Source organism: Sporosarcina contaminans (genome assembly GCF_042679045.1).
GTDB lineage: Bacteria > Bacillota > Bacilli > Bacillales_A > Planococcaceae > Sporosarcina > Sporosarcina contaminans.
Genome location: NZ_JBHTLT010000048.1, coordinates 24,525 through 50,089, shown reverse-complemented (window position 1 = coordinate 50,089; position 25,565 = coordinate 24,525). Strand labels below are relative to the sequence as shown.

Below are 25,565 nucleotides of genomic sequence, written 5' to 3'. Positions count from 1 at the left end.
AATGTCGTTAAAATATACAATGGAAGTTATGGAATTGTTAGATGACGTCAATGCAAACGGAGAATCCGTAGTCCGTCTATTCGATGGTTTTGAGCATTGTACAGCAACTTACGAAACAGTTTCGGGACAAAAAGGTTCTACCGACTTTGTAAAAATTGTCATTAAAGGGACGGAAGGCAAGTTAAATGGTGGAGATGCGCGTACATTGGGTATTGTCGGCCGTTTAGGTGGATTAGGTGCCCGCCCACAACGTATCGGCTTTGTATCGGACGGTGACGGAGCTGCTGCAGCGGTAGCCATCGCATTGAAACTTGCCAACATGTCTGTCAAAGGAGATCGGTTGCCTGGAGATGTGATTGTTACGACTCATATTTGCCCGACTGCTCCTACGCAGCCACATGAGCCGGTTGATTTCATGGGATCGCCAGTTGATATTTTAACGATGAATCAATATGAAGTCGTTCCTGAAATGGACGCAGTCGTTTCCATTGATACAACGAAAGGGAATCGTGTGTTTAATCATCGTGGCATTGCCCTTTCTCCAACAGTGAAATCAGGGTATGTCTTGAAATTCGCTGACGAATTGCTGCGCATTATGGAAATGACGACGGGTGATCTTCCGGTGACATTTACGGTAACAACCCAAGATATTACACCGTATGGCAACGATGTCTATCATATTAATAGTATTCTTCAACCTGCCGTGGCGACAGATGCTCCCGTAGTAGGGGTAGCCATTACGGCAAAAACAGCTGTACCAGGAAGCGGTACCGGTGCAAGTCATGAAGTGGATATTGCCCAAGCAGTTCGATTCTCAATTGAAATTGCGAAAGAGTTTACAAGAGGTCAAATCGAATTCTATGACGCGGAAGAATTCGAGCGTTTGGAAAAACTGTATGGCTCCATGAAGCATTTGCAAACATTAGGGAACAATGCGTAATGGGTAGTAAAAGCGTAGGCATTTTGACCATTGGACAATCTCCGCGCACAGATGTAACACCATCGATCGAAGCGATTCTTGGTCATCGTGTGTCCATTGTCGAGAGCGGTGGTTTAGACAGCCTGACCAACGAAACCGTACATTCTATTGAACCAGATGAATGGGATACAACGTATATTTCAAGGATGCGTGACGGGAAATCCGTCAAAATTGGCAAGAGCAAATTACTGCCATTATTGCAAGCGGAGATGAGTGCGCTTGAGGAGACAGTTGATATTGTGCTAATGCTTTGCACTGGAGACTTTCCGACGTTGCAAGCGAAAAAGCCGATTGTCTATCCTGACAAAATTTTAAATCATATCGTTCGTGCACTTCTGCCTTCAGGATCTCTTGGACTTATCATTCCACTTGAAGAGCAGCGAGAGTCATTGCTTTCGAAATGGCAACAGGAAGGGTTAAAGATATTTACCGAGGTTGCTTCGCCATACGAGAAAAGCGACATTGCTGGAGCAGCCCGTGCATTACAGAAGCAAGGCGCCGACATAGTTGTGTTGGATTGTATGGGGTACAATGAACAACATAAATCAGAGGCTGTTAAGGGAAGCGGTCTGCCAGTCCTTCTACCTCGCACACTCGTAGCCCGGATCATTGCCGAGTATGTCGCTGAATAAGGCACTAGTCGAACGATAAATCGTAGCAAAACAGTTAGGACGCCATTAGACGCGAGAATCGCGATAAGTCCTGCTGTTTTGCTCGTTTTAGGATGCTATAACGTTTGAAAATCAGCCATGTTAGGATAGGGGGAGTAGTTTGCCAACGATCGCATTACTCGTACTTAGTTTGTTATGGGGATCTACGTTTTATTTCACCAAATTACTTTTGCCCGAGTTCCATCCTATATCGATTGTCTTTTTTCGATGTTTGTTCGGAGCCCTCCTGCTAGTGCCGTTTTTCGTTGTCAGGAAAGGGTATAAGGAGTTATCGTGGAAGAAGCTCCCGTTATTAATGGGAATCCCTTTGCTCAGTGCAGGCGTACCTTGGATGATAATGAGCAGTAGTTTACGCCACTTGGATACAACAATTAGCGCTGTATTAAATGCAACCGGGCCCATTTTTGGCGTATTGCTTACGTTATTTTTACTGAAGGGGAAAGTGAAAAAGCAGGAGATCGCAAGTGTAGCGGTTGGATTCACTGGCATATTCATTGCATTCCTCTTTGGTTCTTCTTCAGTAGGAAACGTTCAATTCACAAGCGCACTTATGTTGCTTTTAGCTGTTAGTTTATATGCACTGTCAGCGGTGTTAACGAATCGATTCCTTGACGGATATTCTGTCGTAACACTCTCATTCGTTACGATGGTCATGGGTACATTATGTGCCACTCCTCTTATGCTGCTTATGGAGCCTGCAAGTTATAGAGGATTAGGTGAATTTCGAAATGTTTTCTTGTTCTTTCTGTTAGGTGCAATCAATTCAGGTGCGGGTAATCTCCTCTATTATTATATTGTGAAATCAGGAGGCCCTATTTTTGCCTTATCGATTACCTATTTAATGCCGTTAACGACGATTCTATTAGGTTTCTTTTTGTTGAATGAACCGGTTGGCATTGGAACCTTAATTGCGTTATTGTTCGTTTTATACAGTGTGTATTTATCAAAACGAAAGGATGTTAAACAATGAATAACTTCCAACAAACTGTTGCTGCATTAATGGTGAACAACTTTGCAGTAGAAAAAAATGTGAGTATTTTGGTGTTAATGGATAGAAGTACAGAAAAAGTAGGGAGGAAATTTGCAGAGGCGTTAAAGGATGACGGTTGGCAGGTTACCACTCATTGTATGGAGGATCGGAAAAAGTCGGGAGAAGAGCCGCCGGAAGAAACAGCAAATGAAATGCTGAATTATGAACTTGTTTTCTGTTTAACGAAGCACTCTTTAACACATACGGTGGCGCGTAAAAATGCAAACGCAAAAGGAATAAGCGTTATCACGATGCCTGGCATTACCGAAGACATGTTTTTACATGGCGCAATGTCAGCAGATTACAGCAAAGTAGAAGCAGAAACAATGGAAATGACAGGAAAACTGACAGAAGCTAAAACGGTTACGATTCGAACTGGAAAGAATTATGAGCTTGTCATTCCTGTACAAGGTAGAGACGGAGTCCCAAGCACAGGCGTGTTCAGGAAACCGGGCGCATCTGGAAACCTCCCATCCGGGGAAGCTTACATAGCTCCACCTGAAGGCGAAGCAGAAGGAACGATTGAAATCAACGGTTCAATTGCCGGCATAGGCTTACTTGAACATCCTGTAGTGTTGACGATTGAAAAAGGTCGTCTCGTGAATGCGACGGGAACAGATGGAGAAACGTTGCTCACACTGTTAGGTGATGGAGATGGACGGTATCTTTGTGAACTTGGCATCGGAACGAACCATGCAGCCCGCTTAACTGGTAATATTCTTGAAGATGAAAAAGCATACAACACAATCCACATCGCATTCGGCTCCAACCACACATTTGGAGGTACTATTAAAACAAACGTGCATATTGATTGTGTAACGAAAAATCCGACTGTGGTTTGGGAGTAGAATGAGCGGGAATGTACTAGTTGATTTTAAAGTTGTAGATAATTTTGTACTGCTGCTTGGCAACTAACTGTACTTTTTTTACGGAGGGGGCTGTGAAAAAGAAGGTTAGACTTGTGAAATCAATAGGTGTAACAGGTAACGTGATAAACCGCATATTACCCGGCTAGGGTGATGCGGTTTTTTCTATTTTGATGTTCTATTATGTAAAGATATGAAGGAGGTAGGGATTCGCTCAATAAATTAACCATTAACTCAGAATGTATGTTTCTTGTTTATGCACTCTGCTGTAGCTCCATGGAGAGGAATCTCTTTGGGTTTATTTTTGTTCAATAGATTAAAATAGGTCTTAAAAATCTCGTTTCAGTGGTAGGAAAATCCTAAGGAAATATGGAGTCAGTCTAAAAGTTAAATGGCCCCTTTCAAAAGAAAGATTATTTAGCCTTACATTTGTCGAACAGGTAAAGATAATTTTATTGTCTTTTGAAAACATGTTGATAAGATCTGTATCTTCCCTCCCCATTTTATAATAATATTTCAACGGATCAATGGCGTATCCTCCATGCTCCGATTTTTAATAATCTATCAACAAATATTTAGACAGTACAGACTATATTAAAAAGATTTAAAATAATGTTGATTCTAAAATTGTATTCATGTAATATATGACTTGTATACAAGATGAATACAGGAGGTTGTTTACATGATTATCAATGAAAAAGTGAAAAACGGTAAGTTGACACCACAGTTAAAGACAAGGTTCAAAAAGGTGGAACCGGCTACAATTGGCCATTATTTGCATTATGGATTTATGGATCCAACTGTTAAGTCAATGTTGAAAGATGTAAAAGTAGTGGGAACGGCTTTTACAGTCCGAACAAGTGTAAACGATTCGACTATGGTGCATAAGGCTGTCAGTTTGGCTGGTGAAGGCGATGTCCTTGTCATTGATCGAACAGGGGATGTTAAGCATGCATGTGTAGGGGAGATGGTGGCATATGCAGCAAATGTTCGGAAAGTTGCTGGCATTATCATTGACGGGCCTTGCACGGATATTCAAGCGATTCGTGAAATTGGGATCCCTGTGTTTGCGACGGGTTTGTCTGCAATTACGACGAAGTTGTATGGACAAAGTGGGGAGATTAATACCGTGATTCAATGTGGGGGGGTTACAGTAAAGCCTGGGGATCTAATTGTAGCGGACGATAATGGTGTACTTGTAATGGGGCAAGAAGTAGATTATGAGGAAGTACTCGCGAAGACAGAAGGAAGTGAAGCGAATGAGCCGCATACGAAACAACGCTTGGATGCTGGTGAGTTGTTGGCGGATATTACAAAGGCTGGTAGTCTCATAGACACTTATTTTTCAGTAAAGTGAGGTTGAAAGGGATGAAGAAGTTTGCGTTCATGTTATTGGTGTTGTCTTTGGTTATTGTTGTAAGCGCTTGCAGTGAAAGCGGTAAAGCTACAGATGATGTTATTGAATTGAAACTGGGGACGAAGATGCCGGAAGATACGGCAGAAGGCAAGACATTCCAATACTTTGCAGATTTAGTGAAAACAAAGAGTGACGGGAAATTAGTTGTTAAAGTCTATCCTGCGGAGCAATTGGGAAAGGGAACAACTCAAATCGACAATATGCTTCTTGGCTCTCAGGATATGTATGCGGAAGGAGCAACGTATTTCTCGGATTTTGATCCAAATATTGAAGTGAGCAGTGTTCCGTACTTGTTCCGTGATTATGAGCATTACACTCAATTTAATACAGGAGAAATGGGAAAGGAAATTGATCAAAACTTAATCGACAATGGGGTGCGAATTCTTAATACGGAGCGGAATTTCATTCGTGGACCATACCGTGTGTTGTTATCGAAAAAGCCGATTAAATCGGTAGATGATTTAAAAGGTTTGAAGATTCGTTCGTTCGAGTCTGCGTTCTATTCAGCGGCGTATGAATCTGTCGGAGCCAAACCAACCGTCGTTGCTTGGACGGAAACATACTTAGGATTGAAGCAAAATTTGGTAGATGCAGTGACTTCCCCAATTTCTCTTGTATGGCCGATGAAATTCACAGAAATCGCTCCATATATGACAGTGATTGATGAGTATCCACAGGATGTGGTCATTGCGATGAATGACGAGAAGTTTTCAAGCCTCTCGGAAGAGCTCCAAGAAATTCTTATCGAAGCGGCAAATGAAGCTGGCGAGAAAGCAGTCGAGCTTACGGATGAGGAAGTACAGAAACATTTGGAACTCATGAAAACTGAACATAATATTGAGATTTTTGAGATTGATAAGCAAGAATGGATGGATGCTTTCTCCGATTATCACTATCAGTTAGAGAAGCAAGGGAAGATTCCAAAAGGCTACGTTGATCAGATTAAGTCCTTACAATAAGGTGGTGGAGTAGTTGGAGAAGCTCTTAAAGCGAATAGCATTCTGGTATTCAGTAGTCGCATTGATTTGTTTTATTGTGCTAATCGGTATCTTGTCGATGGAAATCGTTTCCCGCTATTTCTTCCACTATTCATTCGTTTGGTCACAGGAATTTGCTTCTATTTTAGTCTCTTGGATTACATTCTTGGGATTCGGAAAACTGGTAGTGGATCGGGAAGACATTATGATTACGTATTTAGTAAAGAAGTTGGATGAAGGGAAGCAACGGGTTGTCGGATTGTTTAACAGTTTGATAATGACGTTCATTACAGGGGCGATGCTCTTTTTCTCCGCCAAACTTACGGTTAGCCACATGGAAAAAAAGACAATCATTATGAAAACGGCGTCCGCATGGTTCTATGCACCGCTTGTGTTACTTTTAATATTATTGGTTGCCGTATCAATTAATCAGTTTTTCCTTATTTTAAGAAAAAAGATGGATCCATTCCCAGCAGAGGAGGTCGATTAACATGGTGCTCGGCATTACAATGTTTGTTCTGTTTTTAGTATTGTTGGCTATCGGCTTCCCTGTCTCGTTTTCTATGGCGCTCTCCACACTAATCGCCCTTCTGATGGGGGGCTATACGTCTGAAGTGTTGTCGCTTATGTTAGTCGAAGGGATCAAAGGGTACACCTTGCTTGCTATTCCATTATTTATTTTAGCTGGGAATCTAATGAACTCGGCCGGAATCACACAACGGATTTTTGACTTTTGTACTGCCCTTTTAGGTCATATCCGAGCAGGTCTTGCACAGGTCAACATATTGGCGAGTGTTATTTTCTCTGGTATTTCCGGAACGGCGGTTGGAGACCAAGCAGGCCTTGGTGCAATCGAAATGAAGGCGATGGTGCAAAAAGGTTATACAAAGCCATTCAGTGCAGCACTTACATTGGCATCTTCCGTTATTGGTGCCATCATTCCACCAAGTGTCCCGCTGATCGTCTATGCGTATTTGGCAGAAGTGTCGGTTGAAAAATTATTCATAGCTGGTATACTTCCCGGGTTGCTAATCGCGTTAACCCTATCCGTCTATGTACACGTTGGTGCTGTTCGGGGAACAATTGTTGTTCCAGAACCCGAAGCGTTCTCGATTAAAGAAGTCGGCAGGACGTTTAAGGACGGATTCTTTGCACTATTGGCACCGGCAGTTATTTTAGGTGGAATGCTTGGCGGTGTCGTAACGCCGACAGAAGCAGGCGTCATTGCTGTTATCTATTCGCTCTTCTGCGCAGCCATCTATAGGGAATTCGATTTTTCGAATTTGAAGGATGCATTTATGGCATCCATCAATTCCACAGCGCTTATCATGTTCCTAATTGGTGTCGGAACTGCAATGGGCTGGATCATATCAGCGGAACAGCTGCCGGTGTTGCTATCGGACCTTTTATTGGATTTGACGGAAAATAAATATTTGATGTTATTAATTATCAACATTCTCTTGCTCTTCTTAGGGAGTATTATGGAAGGAATTCCAATTAAGCTGATCATGTTGCCAATTCTTCTGCCGATCATCGATAGCTTGGGCATCGACCGGATCCACTTCGGAATTGTAATGTGCTACAACTTGCTCATCGGAATGATTACTCCGCCTGTTGGATTAGGATTGTATGTCATGAGCCGGGTCGGGAAAATTTCATTTGAAAGTGTAGTGAAAAGTGTCATACCATTTTATATCCCGCTTTTCATCGCATTATTGTTAATTACTTATTTCCCTCAAATCTCACTGTGGCTGCCGTCCATATTAGGCGGCAAGTAAAGTTGAAAGGATGTTGAATATGAAAGTAGCAGTTATTCAGATGAACACTAAATCGGATAAAGAGGAAAACCTGCGGAAAGCGGAAGGTTTCATTCGCCAAGCGGCGGATAATGGCGCGGAACTTATATCTCTGCCGGAATACTTTAACTATATGGGCGAAGAGTCCGGAAAAATAGAAAACGCCGAACAAATCCCCGATGGCCGGACTACCTCTTTTTTGAGTGGTTTGGCGAAGGAATATGGCATTTTTATTCATGCTGGCAGTATCATAGAGAAGTATTCGAACGAAAAATCCTATAATACGAGCATAATTGTTTCACCTGATGGTAAGATAGTAGGTAATTATCGTAAAATACATTTGTTTGATATTGAAATTAATGGCGTTTCCTCTTATATGGAGTCTAACAGCATTGAAGGCGGGGATTCCGCGGAAATTGTGGAGTTGCCGTTTGGTAAAGCTGGCATGGCAATTTGCTATGATTTAAGATTCCCAGAATTATTCCGTAAGTATGCTTTGGAAGGATGCAATGTTTTTTTCCTTCCTGCAGCGTTTACACAATACACGGGGATGCTGCACTGGGAAACATTATTACGGGCACGCGCAATCGAAAATCAATGCTATGTTATCGCAGCAGGACAAATTGGCAGCCATTTGCCGGGTAAAGTTTGCTATGGCAATAGCATGATCATTGATCCGTGGGGAACAGTTGTCGCTAAAGCACCGGAAAAAGAAAGCATCATCTACGCCGAGCTTGAGGGGGAAAGAGTCCAAAGTGCAAGGGAAAGCATTCCTTGCCTAACTCATCGGAAACCGCAATATTATTAAGATAGTGGTGATTGAATGACAATTAAGGTTTATTTGAAAGACGTCGCCTATGAAAAGATTAAGAAATTGCTGATCATGGGTGAACTAGAAGGTAGGGTCATTTCTGAAAATGAACTTGTCAAAACTTTAGAAATGAGCCGGACACCAATCCGGGAAGCGCTTCAACGCCTGCAAAATGAGGGCTTCTTAGAAATCATCCCGAAACGGGGGGTGTATATAAAGGAAATTACGCTAAAGGAAGCAAGCGACCTCATGCATGTCCGTGTGGCGATTGAAGTATATTCGATGGAACGTATTCCCGAATTGGTGACAGACCAGCATATAGCCGATTTAAAGTCGAACATTGAACTGCAGAAAGCAGCCATCGAACAGCATGATGTATATAAATTTTTGCAACTCGACTTGGAATATCATGAATATTTTTTGAAGATTTATGACAATCACCATTTTGTCGGTACGCTGAACAATATTAGTGACCGTCTCATTCAGCACGGTATGAAAGTATTTAATCGGGAACCTTTCCGGCTCCTCAAATCTGTCAAAGAACATGAGGAAATCAACCACCATCTGGAACAGCGGAATTTCAAGGAAGCTATAACGGCACTAGAAAATCATATTTTAGGTGGTCGAGATTACTATTTTAGATAGCATTGAACAATATAGGAGTCTGCGAATGTCGTAATGGGAAAGGGGGAGCATACCTTTTTCATTACGACAAACCGCAGATTCTTTTTAAAGGAAGTGGCTAATGAAGGAGTTGGTTGTAGTTGAAATCATTACTTTGATTGCCATCATAATCGTGATTGAATGCGTTCTTTCGTGATGAATGCCCTAACCAACGACTCTCTGCGGATGTTTATCAGCCTCATTTTTAACATTGCCATGCAGCATTCTATTGAGTATTTTCCAAGTCGAGATGACATACACCTTATTTCGAAATATGCTTATAGTCTTTGTGAGTTAATTGTGTTTAATACACTAATAATGCTACTCATTGTAAAACATTCTATTATCCCTCAACCCATCCAACAAAACTTTAAACACTTTCTTTTGTTCTCCAACCAAAGAAATTTTGCCGCGGTGAAGGCTCCAGTCGTATAGTAGACCGCGCATAGCATGGATTAAAACTGCAACAATTTCATCAGCAGTAAAACTATTCTTAAATTCGTTGTTCAAAATCCCTTCTTCACATAGTTTTAAAAGAATGTCATAGAGTGGACGCTTAGGGTCTAAAAAATAGGATGAGTGTTCTGTGCTCAGTTCATGTTCATATATAGTACGGGTTACGTCCCATCCAATTTGTTCTTGGATATAGTCCATTTGAAGATCGAGGAAAAGTGTAAGCCTTTCTATAACAGTTTTATTGGAATCAAGTTGTGGTACAAGATGATGTACATAGAAACGGTCAATCTCCTTAAATTGTTCTGCAAATACTTCATGCTTGCTCCTAAAATGGTTATAAAAAGCTCCTTTCGAGGTGTTAGTCCTTTGTACAATTTCATCAACCGTCACATTGTTGAAGCCGCGCTCATGAAAAAGGGCGATGGCAGTTTCAATGATTTTGCGCTTCGTTTCTTGCCCTCTTTGTATTCTTTCGTTCATAAGATCAGACCTTTCGGAATATTTATTAAATAACATTGACAAACAGACTATAGTCTGTCATTTTAATAGATACAGACTACGGTCTCTCTATTATTCTGAACTTCCTGTAGTTTGTAAAGTTCAATGTAAGCGTTTTCAATAAAAAAGGGGGGTAGTTAAATTGTTAAGATTAGTATCGCAAAGGTTTAAAGTTGGCGTGGAAAATTATTTACCCAATGCATTTATTTTTGCCATTCTCTTGACATTATTAACATTAGCACTTGGAATGACAATTACCAAGCAGTCTCTATTTGAAATGACAGGGCATTGGTATGGTGGTTTCTGGAACTTTTTAGCGTTTACTACGCAGATGATCTTAATTTTAATTACTGGTTATGCGTTAGTTAAAGCGCCACCAGTTGAACGCCTAATGATTCGTGTGGCATCAATACCGAAATCTCAAAAGCCAGCACTAATTATGACTATTTTGGTTGCTGCTGCGGCAGGTTATCTCAGTTGGGGACTGGGATTTGTACTTGGTACGCTGTTTGCGATGGAGGTGGCTAAGAACGTAAAAGGCGCCGACTTTAGATTGCTAATTGCCGCTGCCTATACTGGAACAATTGCTATTTTACCGGCAAGTATAACCGTGACTGCTCCGCTGCTTGTCAATACACCTGGTCATTCTTTAGAGGATAAAATCGGTTTGGTTCCGCTTTCAGAAACTATTTTCAGTCCAACGCTTTTGCTAACTGCTTTTATCGGATTAATCGTTGTCGTATACGCATACATCAAGATGATGCCGAAGCCGGATGAAGTAGTGCCTTTTAAGGGAAAGGTTGAGAACTTTTCGCAAGTGGAACAGATTAAACCGATTACTGTAGCAGAGAAGCTGGACAACAGCCGTATTCTCAATTACATCCTTGTAGCTCTCGGAGTCATATGGATCATTCAATATTTTGGCCAGAACGGTTTTAACCTTGAACTGAACATATTGAATTTCTTTTTCATAATACTTGGACTTGCTCTTCACGGTACCCCGATGAGCTATATAAACGCAATCACTTCGGGGATGCCATCCGCATCCGGCATACTGCTTCAGTTCCCGTTCTATGCAGGAATCATGGGCATGATGGTTGGATCTGGCTTGATAACTGTTATTACCAATGCGATTGTCGCAGTTTCCAATGAATATACTTTCGCATTCCTGTCGTTTCTATCGGCGGCAATTGTTAATATCTTTGTGCCATCGGCTGGGGGGCAGTGGCAGATTCAAGGACCGATCATGGTTGAGGCGGCTCAACAACTTGGAGTTCCAGTTTCAATTGCAATAAATACGGTAACAATAGGCGACCTTGTGACAAACTTGATGCAGCCGTTCTTTGTGTTGCCAGCACTTGGTTTATCTGGACTTGGGCTTAAAGATATTTGGGGGTACTGTTTAGTATCAATGGTTTTACTGTTTGTCGTTTCTGGCGTCATTGTGACAGTCGCCCCGCTAATATTTGGATAAATTTCGTAGGAGGGGTCTTGATGTTGACACATGGAAATCAAACATTGTATACGTTGCTTAAAAAGCAAGCTGAACGTTATAAGGATAAGCCTTTTATTGAATTTGAAGAAGAAACAATTTCTTATCGAGAAATGTTAGAACGAGTCAATCGGACGGCCCGTTGGCTAAAGGACAAAGATATCCAAAAAGGTGACATGGTTGCTGTATTTTTAGCTAACGCACCTGTTTTCTATGAGATGTGGTATGCATGCGGTGCGTTAGGGGCTGTATTGCTGCCAATCAATACAGCTTCAACGCCAACTGAGTTGGAATACTTCCTCGATCACTCGGAGAGCAGGGGATTTTTATACGATGAAAGACTCGTGGGGGAGGGGCATATAAAAATTGTGAAGGAAAGGGACCTGACATTCGTCCAAATGACCGGAAATCTATTTAACAAAGAGCGTGAGGATTATTCTGCGGTTGAAGTTACGTGTGAGGCGGATGCAACGGATGTAGCCTGCATCATGTATACATCTGGCACGACAGCGAAGCCGAAAGGAGTGCTTATCACTCATGAGAATTACATGTTTGCGGGACATTCGTCGGTGCTCTATCAACAGTTGACACCAGATGATCGCTATCTTATTTTTCTACCATTGTTCCATGCGAATTCACAGTATTATACTTCTATGGCAATGCTCGTTGTTGGGGGAACAATTATTTTGAGGAAACGGTTCAGTTCCTCAGAGTTTTGGGAGGTGGTGGAACGTTACCGTCCGACTGCAACGAGCTTGGTTGCTACAGTAATTAAAATGCTTTTAGAACTTCCCGAGCAAGGAAAAGAAAAAAAGCATACGTTGAAACGTGCAGGATATGGATTGTTTGTACCGTATCCAGAACTTCAAACTTTCCAAGATCGTTTCAGTATCAAACTTTATCAATGGTACGGCATGACAGAAACGATTACAACGAATATTGTTACACCGCTTTATGAAGAAATGGTACGAGACCGAGATACTGGTATCGTATCAATCGGAAAGGCGGGTCTTGGTCATGAGGTGAAAATCATTGGGCCTGACGGTAAAGAGGTGCCCACTGGTGAAGTCGGTCAGATTCTAATTAAAGGCCCTTCAATGATGAAAGGTTATTTTAAGAATCCGGAGGCTACCGCCCAAACTTTACAAGATGGCTGGCTTCATACCGGAGATAGTGGATATATGAATGAAGAAGGATTTATCTGGTTCGTGGATCGCAGCAAGGATATGATCAAACGTGCAGGAGAAAATATCTCATCCATCGAGGTGGAAAACGTTCTGTCGGAACATCCGGCAGTTCAAGATTGTGCAGTAGTTGGAGAGCCGGACAAGCTGAGGGAAGAGGCTGTCATCGCCTACGTTAAGCTACATAATGGACAAGAGGTGAATCCAGAAGAACTGAAGGCCTATTGTAAAAAGCATTTGTCTTATTTTAAGGTGCCACAAGAATTCCGCATCATTGATGATTTCCCGAGAACGTCGATTGGAAAGATCCAAAAGAATTTATTAAGGAAGAAATAGAATAAAGAAATCTCAGAATAAAATCCTTAACCATTATCATTAGATAAAAGCGTGCCAATACAATAATAACAACAAAAACCCACCACGCCTCTAAACAACGCGGATCAAGGTGGGTCATTTTTATTCAAATTGAACCCTACAGAAGCAGAACAACCATAGTTACGAAAACCCTGCTGCCAATAAACAACGGTACGAAAGTAATTTCTTGGTCTATAAAAAAGCCGACAGGAGTTTTCCTATCGGCTTCTTTTAGATGAAATCGATCAACTTGTGAATTGATCAGGTGCAATGTTTTTCTTGATTTTCATTGCAACGACGTAAACGATGAGTGAAATGAGTAGTGATTGAACTGCTGGTAATCCGGTAGGATATACATATTGAGTGATGTAACCGACCGCTACGCCTGCAATAATAGCAATTGTCGCCATCCAGTTCCACCCTGGAGTTTCAACCCATTTTTGTTTTCGGATGATGAAAAAGTCTCCCATCATAATGCCCCCAATCGCAGGATAGAGAAGGGCGGTCAAGTACAGGAAGTCTTCAAAGTAATCAAGAATCCCCATAAGAGCTACGATAATAGCCAATATTGTGCCAAGCAGTGTCAATAGAGCGCGGCCTTTGCCGGAGTTTACATTTAACACGTTTGCCAAAGCAAGTCCCATACTGTAGTTATTAACCAATTGAGATGTCCAAGTTGCCAGCCATAAGATGAGGAATCCCCAGAATGGGAACCCTAAGTTCATCATGACGTTTACGATGTCCGCATCCCCAACGCCGACGGACATGACCGCACCGACGATGAAGAGAGGGAAGCCGATTACCGCAATTCCACTCGGGATCAACCAATTATCTTTCCATTTCGGCTTGGCATAACGCGTGTAGTCAGAAGCGATTACCCATTGGGAAACATTGACTCCAATTACTAAACTGATTGCGGCTAAAATGGTCATGCTTGGTTCTGGATTCCATGACAGGATCGCATCAAATCCAGTGTTTTTCATAGAAAGATAGATGCCTCCGATAATCAATAGAAGGCCGGAAGGGACTGCAAGATAATCCGTCCATTTCATAGAGTTATAGCCAATGATGGATGGGAGAGCGAAAAGAAATCCAGCTATCGTTGTTACAAGTGCCCATCCGAACCAATTCGTATGGTAGTCAATGCCAAACATTGCGGACATAGCATTTCCAGCTACTGCAGTTTGTAACGCCCACCAGCCTAAAGACACGATAAAGATCGTGAAACCGACAATAACCCTTGCTTGGACGGAACCGAAGCTGGATTTGGCAATGACGGACGAGGAGCGTCCCGTTTTCGCACCAATATAGCCTTGTAGTGCATTCCCAACCCATTGGAATCCGAATAGTGAAATAATTAAAATCAAAAATATTTTACTTAAACCGAAGTTCGCCGCTAAGGAAGCACCTACCATGAGAACCGGAATTGTGAATTCCAAGCCTCCGAAAATCATCGCAGGTGTTAGCCAATGTTGCCGTTCATTTTCAGGGACTGGAGCTAGCGCATTGTCTTTGCCCAATAAATCTGTATCTGTATGGCTCTGATTTTGTTGTTGTTCCATCCTTACACCCCTTTTGTTGCGTGAATTTGTATGAAAAAAGCTGAGCTGCCCACATTTCGAGATGTGTTGGGCTCTCAGCCTATCCGTAAAAAACTATGCATTCGAGCAGTAGTGTTATCATTTTTACTATCAATTCATTGGTTAATTGGTCAGTTCACGTTATAGCAATCGCAGCTGCCTTCCACCATAAGACTGGGGCGAATAGAAGCCTCGGCCTTATGGTTTTGGCTGCTCAAAATGGGCGGCTGCAAGAGGATGAAGAGATTCAATTTCTGTACGGCATTCGTCCTTGTGGTAACCGAAAATGACAGTCGCAGAACGGATATTCTCGAATGTCTTGCAGTGAGCGCACCATTGTTGTAGAATTCGAACTTACGCTTTTACGAGCGCAAAGATGATTTCTACCGGTTCATCGCCTTCATTTACACTCCAATGGGGCTCACCGGCAGGGATAAAAGAAGCTTCTCCGGCTGTAATTTCATAAGGGACACCGCCAGATTCGCCCTTCAGCGTGCCATTTATAATGAAAGAGTATTCTTGTTCTTCATGAAACGTAGTGCCTTCGCTTGGCAGTCTTTCGCCAGGCGGTACCGATACATATCCGAATTTGACTTCCGCTCCGGGATATTGATCATGGAATAAGTTTTGTACGATGTCTTTTGTCTCTTGTGGTGTATTTTTCTTCATTCTTAGTAGCCTCCTAATAGTTATCTTCCGGGCAGTTCTTTATAGTCAAATGTTTCTGGATCAACTTCGACTAAGAAATGTTCACGTGCTTCTTCCACCGTGAAATAATCATTTTTTACATCCATTGCAACCTGAGCCGCCGGACGTTCTTTCGGATCGCCATATCCTCCGCCAGTGCCAGTCATGAGGCGGACGACGTCATTCGTGTCCAATTTATAACGGGGGTAGACACCATAAGGTCCGTCTGTTTCCCCATCTGATGTGACGACGTAAAATTCATTCGGTGAACCATCGCGTCCATTTGCAATTCCCCATGGTAGGAACTGATTGCGGCCGAATGTCACAGTGACAGCTTGGCCGTCTGACATGGCACGATAGGAACGGATGACTCCTTTACCGCCGATGTATTTACCTGCCCCGGCTCCATTGCCATCTTGCCGTAAACTGTATTCATCCAACATAACGCCGTATCTCGTTTCGGCAACTTCAACAGGCACATTGTATGTTTCGCCATCGGCCATACAAAATTGTCCAGACTCGCCGTCTTTCCGGTCCGAAGCTCCCCAGCCGCCGACAGATGGTTCAACGATGAGGAACGGCTCATCTGTGTCTTGGTGAGTGCCTGACAATGTTACTGCGCAAACAGATAAGAAATGGCCTGCTGTCAAGCGGTTCGGCAAATGCGGTGCCATCGCTTTCCAAACAAGATCGAGACTTCCAAGCAGCGTTTCAAAATAATTGGAAACGGGAACTGGTCGTTCAGCCGACATGATGGATTTAGGATCGACGATTACTTTCAATGGGCGGAAAACCCCGTCATTTACGTCTTGATCAGGATTTGTAATTGCCAAAAAGATCGTCCGAACCGCTGAAACGAGTCCTGTATAGGAACAGTTTACAGGGCCTACTACTTGAGGAGAGCTTCCTCTGAAATCGCAGATGAATTCATCATCCGTAATCGTCACTTTCACCTTAATCGGGAAAGGGCCATTTCCAACTCCGTCCGTGTCGATGAAGTCCTCGGCAGTAAAAGTTCCTTTCGGAAGATTTTTCAATTCCTGACGTGCAATCTCTTCGCCATGATCAAGCAAGTAGTTGATCGCAGCAAGAATCGTTTCTTTTGAATGTTTTTCGCACAGTTCTTGCAAACGACGATCACCTGTCCGAAGTGCAGCGACTTGCGCCCACATGTCACCAAGCGAAAGATCAGGGAAGCGGACGTTTGAACGGATGATTTCAACAATCGCATCATTCACTTTTCCTTCATCGAAAAGTTTAAGGCAAGAGAACTGGAGACCTTCTTGGAAAATATCGACCGAGTCGTTCGTGAATGAACCTGGATCTTTGCCTCCAACCTCTGTCCAGTGTGCTTTATTTGCAGAGAAGGCAATGATTTCACCTTCATAGAAAATTGGCATGACGAGACCGACATCAGATAAGTGTGAGCCCCCGCCTTGGTACGGATCATTAATGATAATAATGTCGCCAGGTTTCAATTGGTCGCCCGGATATTTATTCAATGTTTCTTTTACCATGAACGTTAGCATGCCGATGAATCCCGTAACGCCATTTCCTTGTGTTAAGAGGTTTCCTTTCGCATCGGTTAGGCCGCTTGCATAATCAAGCACTTCATAGATGATCGGGCTCATGGACGTCCGCGCTAGTGCAACGAACATCTCATCACCGGCGGCCAATAGGGAGTCTTTTACGATTTCCAATGTGAACGGATCGATTTTAGTTGTGTTGGTCATCTTAGTTGTCCTCCTTTTCGATGATAATGTTGCCGTAGTCGTCCAAATAGAGCTTTTGCTGTTCATAAATGACCGTGACTGCCGCTTTTTCTTCGACAATCGCAGGTCCTGTAATCACTTCGTTTGTCGGCAGCTTGTCTCTGTCGTAGACAGGTGTTGGAACCCAGCCTTTATTTTCGTAATAGACGTCACGGTCCTCTTTTTTCGCTTCTGCCAATGAACTTGTTCGTTCAATTTTGGAAATGATCGGTTTTTCAACTTTCCCGAACGCCGTCACGTGTAGGTTGACGATTTCCGTTTGGGCATCTTCCAATTTGAATGTATAGTTCTTTTCATGTAGCTTGTGGAAGTTTTCGATAGCTTGCTTTTTCACTTCTTCCGACCATTTGCCGTTTGCAACAGGCACTTTCACGGTATGTTCTTGTCCAAGGTAACGCATATCGGCAAAACGGTGGAACTCTACATTTTCCGCTTCCATACCTTCTTCGCTGAAGTGCTGCAATGCGTTGCGTTCAATCTCTTCCCACTGGCGATCAATCTCTTCCGGTGCCAAATCGTTCATCCGCTTAATATACGTTTGAATATAGTCGTGACGAAGATCGGTCATGAGCATGCCCCACGCGGAGAAGACAGGTGACGCAATCGGCACGACTACTTTTTTAACGCCAAGTTCAAGTGCCAATGCCGGTGCGTGCATGGAACCACCGCCACCAAAAGCTAACAATGTGAAATCTTGCGGATTGTAACCTTTTCGAATTGAAATCAATTTCAGCGCATTCAGCATATTGGAGTTGGCAATCCGAATGATGCCGAGAGCCGCTTCCTCAGGTGAAATCCCAAAATGGTTTCCGATTTTTGTGTCAATTGCAGAGCGAACGGCATCTAAATTTACGTTATAATCAAAATTCTTTGGAGACAACCGTCCGGTGAGCAGATTTGCATCTGTCGTTGTCGGTTCAGTTCCGCCTTGACCGTAAGCGACAGGACCTGGGTTGGCACCCGCAGATTGCGGACCGACTTTCAAGGAACCTGCCCGGTCAATCCAAGCAATAGAGCCGCCGCCATTACCGATTTCAACAATATCGACGACTGGTGTCTTAATTGGATAGCCAGCACTTCGGTTGTCTCTTTCGATGTAATAATCCGTGGATACTTTCACCTCTCCGTTTTCGATCAGTGAGCATTTCGCTGTCGTTCCGCCAATATCAAACGCAATGATATTTTTTTCTCCGATCATTTCACCTAAAACAGCTGCGCCAAAAATACCAGCGACCGGTCCGGATTCAACCATATTAATCGGTGCTTCTTTCGCTTTATCGAACTTAGTTGTACCGCCGTTCGATTGCATGATATATCGCTGATCAATCTCCGCCTGAGTTTTTAATTCATTTTCAAGCCGGTCAATATAAGTAGTAGCTGCAGGCTGCACGTATGCGTTTAACACAGCCGTATTTGTCCGCTCATATTCCCGCCATTCCTGTGTAATGTCGCTCGAAGCGGTAACTTTCACTTCAGGCCACAGTTCCTTAATTAGTTGAACAGTTTGCTGTTCGTGTGCAGGGTTTCTGTAAGAATGGAGGTAAGAAACAGCGATTGCCTCTACGCCTTCCTTCTTGAAGTATTCAATGCACTCTTTGACTTCATCCGCATTCAATTCGCGCAACACATCACCTTTATAATTCATGCGCTCATCTACTTCACGTCGCAAATATCGCTCAACGAATGGTGTCGGTTTTTCATAGTTTACATTAAAGAGATCCGGACGGTTTCCTCGAGCAATTTCCAATACATCACGGAATCCCTTCGTTGTAATCAGAGCTGTTTTAGCCCCTTTTCTTTCCGTTAACGCATTGATGATAACGGTTGTCCCATGAATGAACATCGAGATGGACGACTGATCGACACCGCTTTTCTTGATGACATCCAACACACCCTTTTCAAAGTTTGGTGGAGTCGTACTGCTTTTATCAATCCCGATATTCCCATTCTCATCCACGTACACTAAATCGGTGAAAGTTCCCCCGATATCTGTAGCTACTCTCATGTTGTTCACACTCCTGTATTAGAAAATGATTGGTGTCACGATACTTAAAACAATACTTTCCGTTGATAGCGGGTTTTCCCATTGGTGATTCAAGCTGGAAGGATAGTGGATTGTATCTCCTTCGAACAAATGAAACTTCTGTTCATTCAAATAGAAAATCACTTCGCCCTTTAGCACGTAGTAGAATTCTTCTCCATTGTGGCTAAAGGAGTGCTGCTCGTGCATATGTGGCGGCAGTACAACTTTTAAAGGCTCCAATTTCCGGTTGTTGAACGTACCTGTTAGTCTTGTATATTCTTGGCTGCCAGAGCTTGTTGTAAAACTATGATGCTCGTTTGCACGAACAACGTAATTTTGCTGTGGATTTTCTTCCATAAAGAAATAATTGATATGGATTCCAAGTGCATCAGAGATCTTTTTAAGTGAGGTGATGGATAAGGAAGATGCACCCCTTTCAATTTGAGATAAAAAACTGAGTGACAATCCAGTTTGTTCACTCAATTCCTTTAGCGTAAGATTACGCTCCTGCCGTAAAGACTTGATCTTAGTGTGAATTTCATCCATTACGAATATCCTTTCAGAATTGAAGTATATGTGTAACAGTTATGAATATAGCATAATAATTTTTGAGTTGCAAGGACTATTGATAATTGTCTGTAAACTTATTTTGGAAGAGGATTATATTTTTTCCATTTTTAAAAAAATTAAAATACACTTAAAACACTGAGATGAAAGCTTTTATGACCGTAAAAAGGAGTCTCACATGAAGTGGTCTTAAAAGGATGAAGTAGAGACAGAAAAAATAAAAAAATTGTGGAAAAACAACCAACCATTACAGGGAGATGGTAGATTACTTTTCAGGCGATTACAATTGGATAATAGTGCAACAGCAAAAATAGCGACTCAGTCATCGATGTAATTCAACCTTGCCCACAAAATTGTGTCATTGTAGAGGAGAAAAATGGGAGGAATAAAATAAGCACCCGTTCCACAAAAAATGTGGGAAAGGGGCTTATATTCGTTTGTATATCATTTTATTATAACTATTTTTCAAAATAGGGAGTTGAAGTCTCTTTCAATGAGTACGCCTACAAGATTTAAGATATTTCGTCCAATTGGTGAATACTCCCTCCAAAGCTTTCAAGCACTCATCAAACCTTCAAATGCAAAATATGTTGCGGACCTTTTGGGCCTTCATAATATTCGTTCCGATCAACAAATCCTGTTTTTAAATAGAGATTGTATGCAGGCGTATTTTTCTTGTTAACCCCGAGGACAATTTCGTCTGTATTAGGTAGGTGTTTTCTAACAAACTCACGTAAAAGCTGCAGCGCGATTTTGGCCAATCCCTTTCCTTGATTTCGAAAATCAATTGAGAAGGATGTTAGTAAACGAGCATTCGGATTATTACTATACTTTAAAAGCTTTTCGCCATCTTCTAAAGCAAAATAACCTACTGGAACATCGTTTTCGAGAATCAGGATATGTTTAGCAGTGTTAGAAACAATCGGGTTATTAATTTTCACTAAAGGCGCACTTGTAAATTGAAGTTGTTCTTCTGGTAAATGGTAATTCACTAAATGCTCGTCATATGTATCGTTGTACTCAACTAATACAACTGAAGTTTGTAAGTCGTTGGATTTCATTGTAGGAGCCTCCGGTTAAAATAGTGTAATCGCAAAAATGCATAGCATCCAAGGTAGATCATTTAATCCCAAATATTAACTCTTGGGATCCCTGCCGTTCGTAAATAATCTAACAATTGGCCGGTATGAATTGATTCATGATAGGCGACTCTTAGCAGCATGTCCCCCAAGCTTCTTATGTATCCCGAATCAGAACGATCAATTGTAATGCTAGATAAATCTTCTTCTGAAAAGGTTTGAATCGTTTCTATGAACTGATTTCGAAAGGGCTCTGCAAATTCCAATTCCGCATCTACAGTAGAAAAAGGTCGATTTTCAAATGGAGAGTTAAACACTTCTAAACTGCCTCGGTTTTGAATGGCTAAATGGTAATAATGCTCACTTTCTAACACATGCCGAATCATCTCTAAACAAGTCATTGCCTCATCGTCGGGCTTCCAGTTCAGTTTTTCTTGTGGAATCGATGTCCATACTTTTCTACTTCTTCTGCGTACTTCGTTGAAATTTAAAAGAATTAAGTTTATTGAATGCATATGTACCTCTCCTTTCATTCGTATGTAGTTATTATAAACGAATAAATGTTCGTGTGAAAGAGTAAGTTTTTGTTCACAGTGAGTGGCGGATTAATGAGGGTATATAGTTTGGGAAACATACGCAATAAAATGTAATAAGAGGATATTCTCGTTTTGAAGATCTTATGGCTGAAGGTAGAACAATGGTAGGTGTTATCGAAGGCGATGCCGTGCCACGGCTATTTATCCCAGAGTTGGTTGAATACTACAAACAAGGAATGTTCCCATTCGATAAATTAGTTAAGTTCTATCCGTTTGATCAAATTAATGAGGCGTTTGAAGACTCGAAAAAGGGCGAAGTCATTACGCCTATCTTGAAAATTAGCGAATAACTACCAAAAAAGGAATTCAGTAAATACTGGATTCCTTTTTAGGTTCTTAATTATTCGTAGCGTATTGTCATTCCGTAACCTCTACAATTAGTTGACGTATCTTTTCCAAATCTACATTTCCACCAGAAATAACCGTTACGATGTTTTTTCCTTGGAGATTCAGTTTGTTAAACATTGCTGCAGCGATCGTTGTAGCACTTGACGGTTCAATCAGTTGTTTCGTGCGTTCCATAACGAAACTGAAGGCTTGGCGGATTTCATCCTCGCTCACAAGAACAAGATCATCTAAATATTTCATAAGAACAGGGAAGGTGAGATCACCGGGCTGGTTCGTTCGTAAACCATCTGCAATGGTAGTCGTAGACTGGATTGCGGTAATTTTCTTGATTTGCAATGAAAGGTAGGTATCATTAGCGATCTCAGGCTCTACGCCGATCACTTTGATTTTCGGATTCGTTTCTTTAATGGCAGTCAGAATTCCGGAAAGAAGTCCACCGCCTCCAACAGGCACAATGATGGCGTCAATCTGATCCACTTGCTCTAACATTTCCAAACCAACCGTTCCTTGGCCTGCCATAATGAATGGGTCGTCATATGGGGGGATGAATACGCCATTTTCTTGATCGGCAATCGCTTGTGCTCTTGGCAAACGTTCTGCAGAAGTTGTCCCGCACATTTCCACTTTGCCATTGTAAGCTTTGATGGCGTTCACTTTGCACTTGCTCACATTTTCAGGAACAACAATTGTTGCTGGAACACCATATTGATTGGCAACGTAGGCAACGGCTTGGCCATGATTGCCAGATGACGCAGCTGTTACATATTTTGCACCGTTTTCAATTGAATGGATGACTTTATTGCTTGCTCCACGTATTTTAAAAGAACCCGTTTTTTGTAAGTGCTCCGATTTTAAAAACAGTTGATTCCCACATATTTTCGAGAGTTGTTCTGACTGTAGAATTGGTGTGGTATGGGTTATACCGCTAATTCGTTCCCTCGCGTCTTTTACATGTTTTACAGAAATCATGACGTTTTTATCCCTCCTAATTGTTCTATGGAATAATACTTTTATTATAGCTTTTCCGGAGAAACGGGGATAGGGGGAGTACCTTAAAATGCCTGGAAGTGTATCCAAGCGTTTTTGTCGATATTATTTATACCTTTTGGCTACAACATATTGAGCAAATGGGAAAACGATTATTGATAAGACTAAAACAGTGAACAGGTTCTTGAAAGGGTCAGCCTTCCTACATTTGATTATTTACATCCATAACCGATGTTTGCATACATACTTTTTCGCTTAAGAAAAATACTAACATTTTACTTCTACAAACTTCCCGATCTAAAAATTTCCATTTTAAATGAAACCATTCTCCACTCATTTCGTAATTGTTATAAAAGTCTACTTACTCAGTTGACTTTCTTTATTGTATATGTGTACTATGTAAGTAATACAGTTGAAGGGGGATTTTACCAGTGAAAAAACAAGCGTTACTTGCAGTAATGGCTTCAGCGCTTATAGTGACTTATCCAATAGGTGCTCAAGCGAACGACTCAATTCGGACCATCGATCGGGAAACTGTTCGTGTTGCCGAAAATGTAAAAGCGGAGGCTCCTGTATCCGTAGACGATTTTATCCAATCTGCTTTGGACGTACTGACGTATCAACACGGGTCGAAAGAAATGAGAGAGGAAATTGTAAAGCGTTGGACTGGGGACACTGAAGTAGGCTCTACAAAGGATATTACGAAAGGCGACATTTCTAAAGTATTAGTCCGGGCTCTTGGCATTGAGGAAAAGGAAGAGACGATTTCTGACTACATGCAATCCGCAAAGATTCATGGGCTTTTAAAAGTTTATAGTCAAGCGGATGAAACCGTTACAGCAGAAGAAATGGAAAGCATTCTTGAGAACGCTAAACAATATATGTTAAAGGGAATCGATAATAAAGGGGTCAGTGAAATTTCGGTAGAAGATTTCATGAAGAACCCTGGGGATTTCGGTTTCGAGATGTCACCAGATGGAGAGTACATTTCATATAGCTCCGAGTGGGAAAATCGTATGAATGTCTTTGTTAAAAAGATGAATGGTGAGGATGAGCCAATTCGTGTAACAAGCTCAAAAGATCGGGATATCGCAGCATCCTTTTGGAAGGGCGACCACATTTTATACGTAAAAGACAATGGCGGTGATGAAAACTACCATATTTATTCGTCCAGCTTCAACGGTCAGGAAGAACGTGACTTAACGCCATATGACGGTGTTCGTGTCCAACTAATCAGCAACTTGACAGGCGTCGAAGATGAAATTCTCATTGGAATGAACAAAGAAGATCCGACTGTCTATGATGTGTATCGACTCAATATTAAAACCGGCGAATTAGATCATGTAGCAAAAAACCCAGGCAATATTGCTGGATGGCTCGCTGATCATGAAGGTAAAATTCGAATTGCGATTGAATCAGATGGGGTGGATAGTACAATTCTCTACCGCGAAACGGAAGAGGATGAATTTAAACCGTTTGTCCAAACGGAAGCGGGAGATATGGTTTCACCCATTGCATTCTCGAAAGATAACAAATCCATTTATGCATTGTCTAATAAGGAGCGCGATAAAATTGAATTAGTCGTCCTTGACCTGGAGGGAAATGAAAAAGTTCTTTATTCTAACCCCCACGTCGATGTTACAGGCGTTTTTTATCACTCCACGACAGATGCCATATTAGCAGGTGCTTATTTTACGGATAAACTTCACTACGTGTTTTTCGATGAAAAATTCGAAAACCTCTTTAATAATTTAATGGATGAATTGAACGTAAGTGAAAGTGAATTGTCTATTGAAGATTACAATAAAGAACTGACGAAGTTTATTATTTCCGTGTCAAGTGACAAGGAATATGGCACCTATTATTATTACGATACAGAAACGGAAGAACTAACTAAACTGACAGAATTGGCTTCGTGGTTAGACCGGGAAACGCTTGCAGATATGCATCCGATTTCGTACACAAGCCGAGATGGCTTGACGATTCACGGCTATTTAACATTGCCGAAGAATAAGAAGCCAGAGCAATTGCCGTTGATCGTCAACCCGCATGGCGGCCCTTGGGCACGTGATGTATGGGGGTATAATCCGGAAGTACAACTCCTTGCCAATCGTGGTTATGCGGTTCTCCAAGTAAACTTCCGCTCCTCCACTGGATACGGAAAAGCATTCACGGATGCAGGGAATAAGCAATGGGGCTTGAAAATCCAAGATGACATTACAGATGGCGTCCAATGGGCAATCGATCAAGGCATTGCAGATCCTGATCGGATCGGCATTTACGGGGCTTCGTTCGGAGGCTATGCGACATTAGCGGGCATTACGTTCACTCCGGATTTATATGCGGCAGCTGTAGACTATGTCGGCGTCTCAAACATCTTTACATTACTCGATACGATCCCGCCATATTGGGAAACAATGAGAAACGATCTATACAAACGAGTCGGCCATCCAGAAGAGGATAAGGAATTGCTTGAAGCGGTTTCTCCGGTTTTCCATGCCGATAAAATTAAAACACCTCTATTTGTCGCGCAAGGTGCAAACGACCCTCGTGTCAACAAGGCTGAATCCGATCAAATCGTGGAAGCTTTGAAGAAGAGAGGCATCGATGTTGAATACATGTTAAAAGAAAATGAAGGACATGGATTCCAAAATGAAGAAAACCGCATTGAATTTTATCATGCGATGATCGAGTTTTTTGATAAACATTTAAAATGACAGAAAGTCCCCTCG

22 protein-coding genes and 1 pseudogene are annotated in these 25,565 nt (G+C 41.9%); 14 read left to right on the top strand and 9 right to left on the bottom strand.

Going from position 1 to position 25,565, the window contains the following annotated elements:
- Position 1: 1 nt before the first annotated feature.
- From ACFQ38_RS10970 to ACFQ38_RS10925, 10 genes are all read left to right on the top strand, one after another.
- Entirely contained in the window at positions 2-940 is a 939-nt protein-coding gene (locus tag ACFQ38_RS10970; RefSeq protein ID WP_336823723.1) for a DUF1177 domain-containing protein, read from the top strand.
- Entirely contained in the window at positions 940-1,611 is a 672-nt protein-coding gene (locus ACFQ38_RS10965; RefSeq protein ID WP_336823724.1) for an AroM family protein, read from the top strand. Before ACFQ38_RS10970 ends, ACFQ38_RS10965 begins: the two co-directional genes overlap by 1 nt.
- 139 nt (positions 1,612-1,750) lie before the next feature.
- Positions 1,751-2,620: a DMT family transporter gene (locus ACFQ38_RS10960; protein ID WP_336823725.1), complete on the top strand. Its 870-nt coding sequence runs from the start codon at positions 1,751-1,753 to the stop codon at positions 2,618-2,620.
- Positions 2,617-3,528, top strand: a complete 912-nt coding sequence (locus ACFQ38_RS10955) for an aminopeptidase (RefSeq protein WP_381480840.1) — start codon at positions 2,617-2,619, stop codon at positions 3,526-3,528. Before ACFQ38_RS10960 ends, ACFQ38_RS10955 begins: the two co-directional genes overlap by 4 nt.
- A 700-nt stretch (positions 3,529-4,228) precedes the next feature.
- Entirely contained in the window at positions 4,229-4,903 is a 675-nt protein-coding gene (locus tag ACFQ38_RS10950) for an RraA family protein (RefSeq protein ID WP_381480838.1), read from the top strand.
- A gap of 11 nt (positions 4,904-4,914) precedes the next feature.
- Positions 4,915-5,922 carry a TRAP transporter substrate-binding protein gene (locus ACFQ38_RS10945; protein WP_381480836.1) on the top strand — a complete coding sequence of 336 codons (1,008 nt, stop codon included), beginning with the start codon at positions 4,915-4,917 and terminating at the stop codon, positions 5,920-5,922.
- A gap of 13 nt (positions 5,923-5,935) precedes the next feature.
- Entirely contained in the window at positions 5,936-6,430 is a 495-nt protein-coding gene (locus ACFQ38_RS10940; RefSeq protein WP_381480834.1) for a TRAP transporter small permease, read from the top strand.
- A 1-nt stretch (position 6,431) separates the two neighbouring features.
- Complete coding sequence (locus ACFQ38_RS10935) at positions 6,432-7,718, top strand: TRAP transporter large permease (protein WP_381480832.1); 1,287 nt, start codon at positions 6,432-6,434, stop codon at positions 7,716-7,718.
- 19 nt (positions 7,719-7,737) lie between these two features.
- A complete protein-coding gene (locus ACFQ38_RS10930) occupies positions 7,738-8,544 on the top strand; it encodes a carbon-nitrogen hydrolase family protein (RefSeq protein ID WP_381480830.1) in 807 nt (268 codons plus the stop codon).
- A gap of 15 nt (positions 8,545-8,559) precedes the next feature.
- The gene (locus ACFQ38_RS10925; protein WP_381480829.1) at positions 8,560-9,192 is read left to right on the top strand and encodes a GntR family transcriptional regulator; all 633 of its coding nucleotides are present in this window, start codon (positions 8,560-8,562) and stop codon (positions 9,190-9,192) included.
- Between the two features lie 339 nt (positions 9,193-9,531).
- Here the strand turns inward: ACFQ38_RS10925 and ACFQ38_RS10920 are convergent, their stop codons facing one another.
- On the bottom strand, positions 9,532-10,146 hold the full coding sequence (locus tag ACFQ38_RS10920) for a TetR/AcrR family transcriptional regulator (RefSeq protein WP_381480828.1): 615 nt from the start codon (positions 10,144-10,146) through the stop codon (positions 9,532-9,534).
- A gap of 160 nt (positions 10,147-10,306) precedes the next feature.
- Here ACFQ38_RS10920 and ACFQ38_RS10915 point away from each other — a divergent pair, with 160 nt between their 5' ends.
- A complete protein-coding gene (locus ACFQ38_RS10915; protein ID WP_381480826.1) occupies positions 10,307-11,638 on the top strand; it encodes a short-chain fatty acid transporter in 1,332 nt (443 codons plus the stop codon).
- A gap of 20 nt (positions 11,639-11,658) precedes the next feature.
- Complete coding sequence (locus tag ACFQ38_RS10910) at positions 11,659-13,176, top strand: class I adenylate-forming enzyme family protein (protein ID WP_381480824.1); 1,518 nt, start codon at positions 11,659-11,661, stop codon at positions 13,174-13,176.
- Positions 13,177-13,439: 263 nt separating this feature from the next.
- On the opposite strand, the gene ACFQ38_RS10905 is transcribed toward ACFQ38_RS10910, so the two are convergent.
- The 7 genes from ACFQ38_RS10905 to ACFQ38_RS10875 form a co-directional block, all read right to left on the bottom strand.
- The gene (locus tag ACFQ38_RS10905; protein WP_336823729.1) at positions 13,440-14,756 is read right to left on the bottom strand and encodes a purine-cytosine permease family protein; all 1,317 of its coding nucleotides are present in this window, start codon (positions 14,754-14,756) and stop codon (positions 13,440-13,442) included.
- A 372-nt stretch (positions 14,757-15,128) separates the two neighbouring features.
- Positions 15,129-15,443 (bottom strand): cupin domain-containing protein, encoded by a 315-nt coding sequence (locus ACFQ38_RS10900; protein ID WP_336823730.1) that lies wholly within the window; start codon positions 15,441-15,443, stop codon positions 15,129-15,131.
- A 20-nt stretch (positions 15,444-15,463) separates the two neighbouring features.
- Entirely contained in the window at positions 15,464-17,194 is a 1,731-nt protein-coding gene (locus ACFQ38_RS10895) for a hydantoinase B/oxoprolinase family protein (protein ID WP_336823731.1), read from the bottom strand.
- Position 17,195: 1 nt separating this feature from the next.
- A complete protein-coding gene (locus ACFQ38_RS10890) occupies positions 17,196-19,238 on the bottom strand; it encodes a hydantoinase/oxoprolinase family protein (RefSeq protein WP_381480821.1) in 2,043 nt (680 codons plus the stop codon).
- 18 nt (positions 19,239-19,256) lie between these two features.
- Positions 19,257-19,802 carry a helix-turn-helix domain-containing protein gene (locus ACFQ38_RS10885; protein WP_381480819.1) on the bottom strand — a complete coding sequence of 182 codons (546 nt, stop codon included), beginning with the start codon at positions 19,800-19,802 and terminating at the stop codon, positions 19,257-19,259.
- A 587-nt stretch (positions 19,803-20,389) separates the two neighbouring features.
- On the bottom strand, positions 20,390-20,884 hold the full coding sequence (locus ACFQ38_RS10880; RefSeq protein ID WP_381480817.1) for a GNAT family N-acetyltransferase: 495 nt from the start codon (positions 20,882-20,884) through the stop codon (positions 20,390-20,392).
- 62 nt (positions 20,885-20,946) lie between these two features.
- Positions 20,947-21,417 (bottom strand): DinB family protein, encoded by a 471-nt coding sequence (locus ACFQ38_RS10875; protein ID WP_381480815.1) that lies wholly within the window; start codon positions 21,415-21,417, stop codon positions 20,947-20,949.
- 179 nt (positions 21,418-21,596) lie between these two features.
- On the opposite strand from ACFQ38_RS10875, the pseudogene ACFQ38_RS10870 reads away from it, so the two are divergent.
- Positions 21,597-21,788 (top strand): annotated as a pseudogene (locus ACFQ38_RS10870) (NAD(P)-dependent alcohol dehydrogenase); the annotation flags it as partial.
- 67 nt (positions 21,789-21,855) lie between these two features.
- On the opposite strand, the gene ACFQ38_RS10865 reads toward ACFQ38_RS10870, so the two are convergent.
- Positions 21,856-22,815, bottom strand: a complete 960-nt coding sequence (locus ACFQ38_RS10865) for a threonine ammonia-lyase (RefSeq protein ID WP_381480813.1) — start codon at positions 22,813-22,815, stop codon at positions 21,856-21,858.
- Between the two features lie 449 nt (positions 22,816-23,264).
- Here ACFQ38_RS10865 and ACFQ38_RS10860 point away from each other — a divergent pair, with 449 nt between their 5' ends.
- Positions 23,265-25,550 (top strand): S9 family peptidase, encoded by a 2,286-nt coding sequence (locus tag ACFQ38_RS10860; protein WP_381480811.1) that lies wholly within the window; start codon positions 23,265-23,267, stop codon positions 25,548-25,550.
- Positions 25,551-25,565 lie beyond the last annotated feature (15 nt).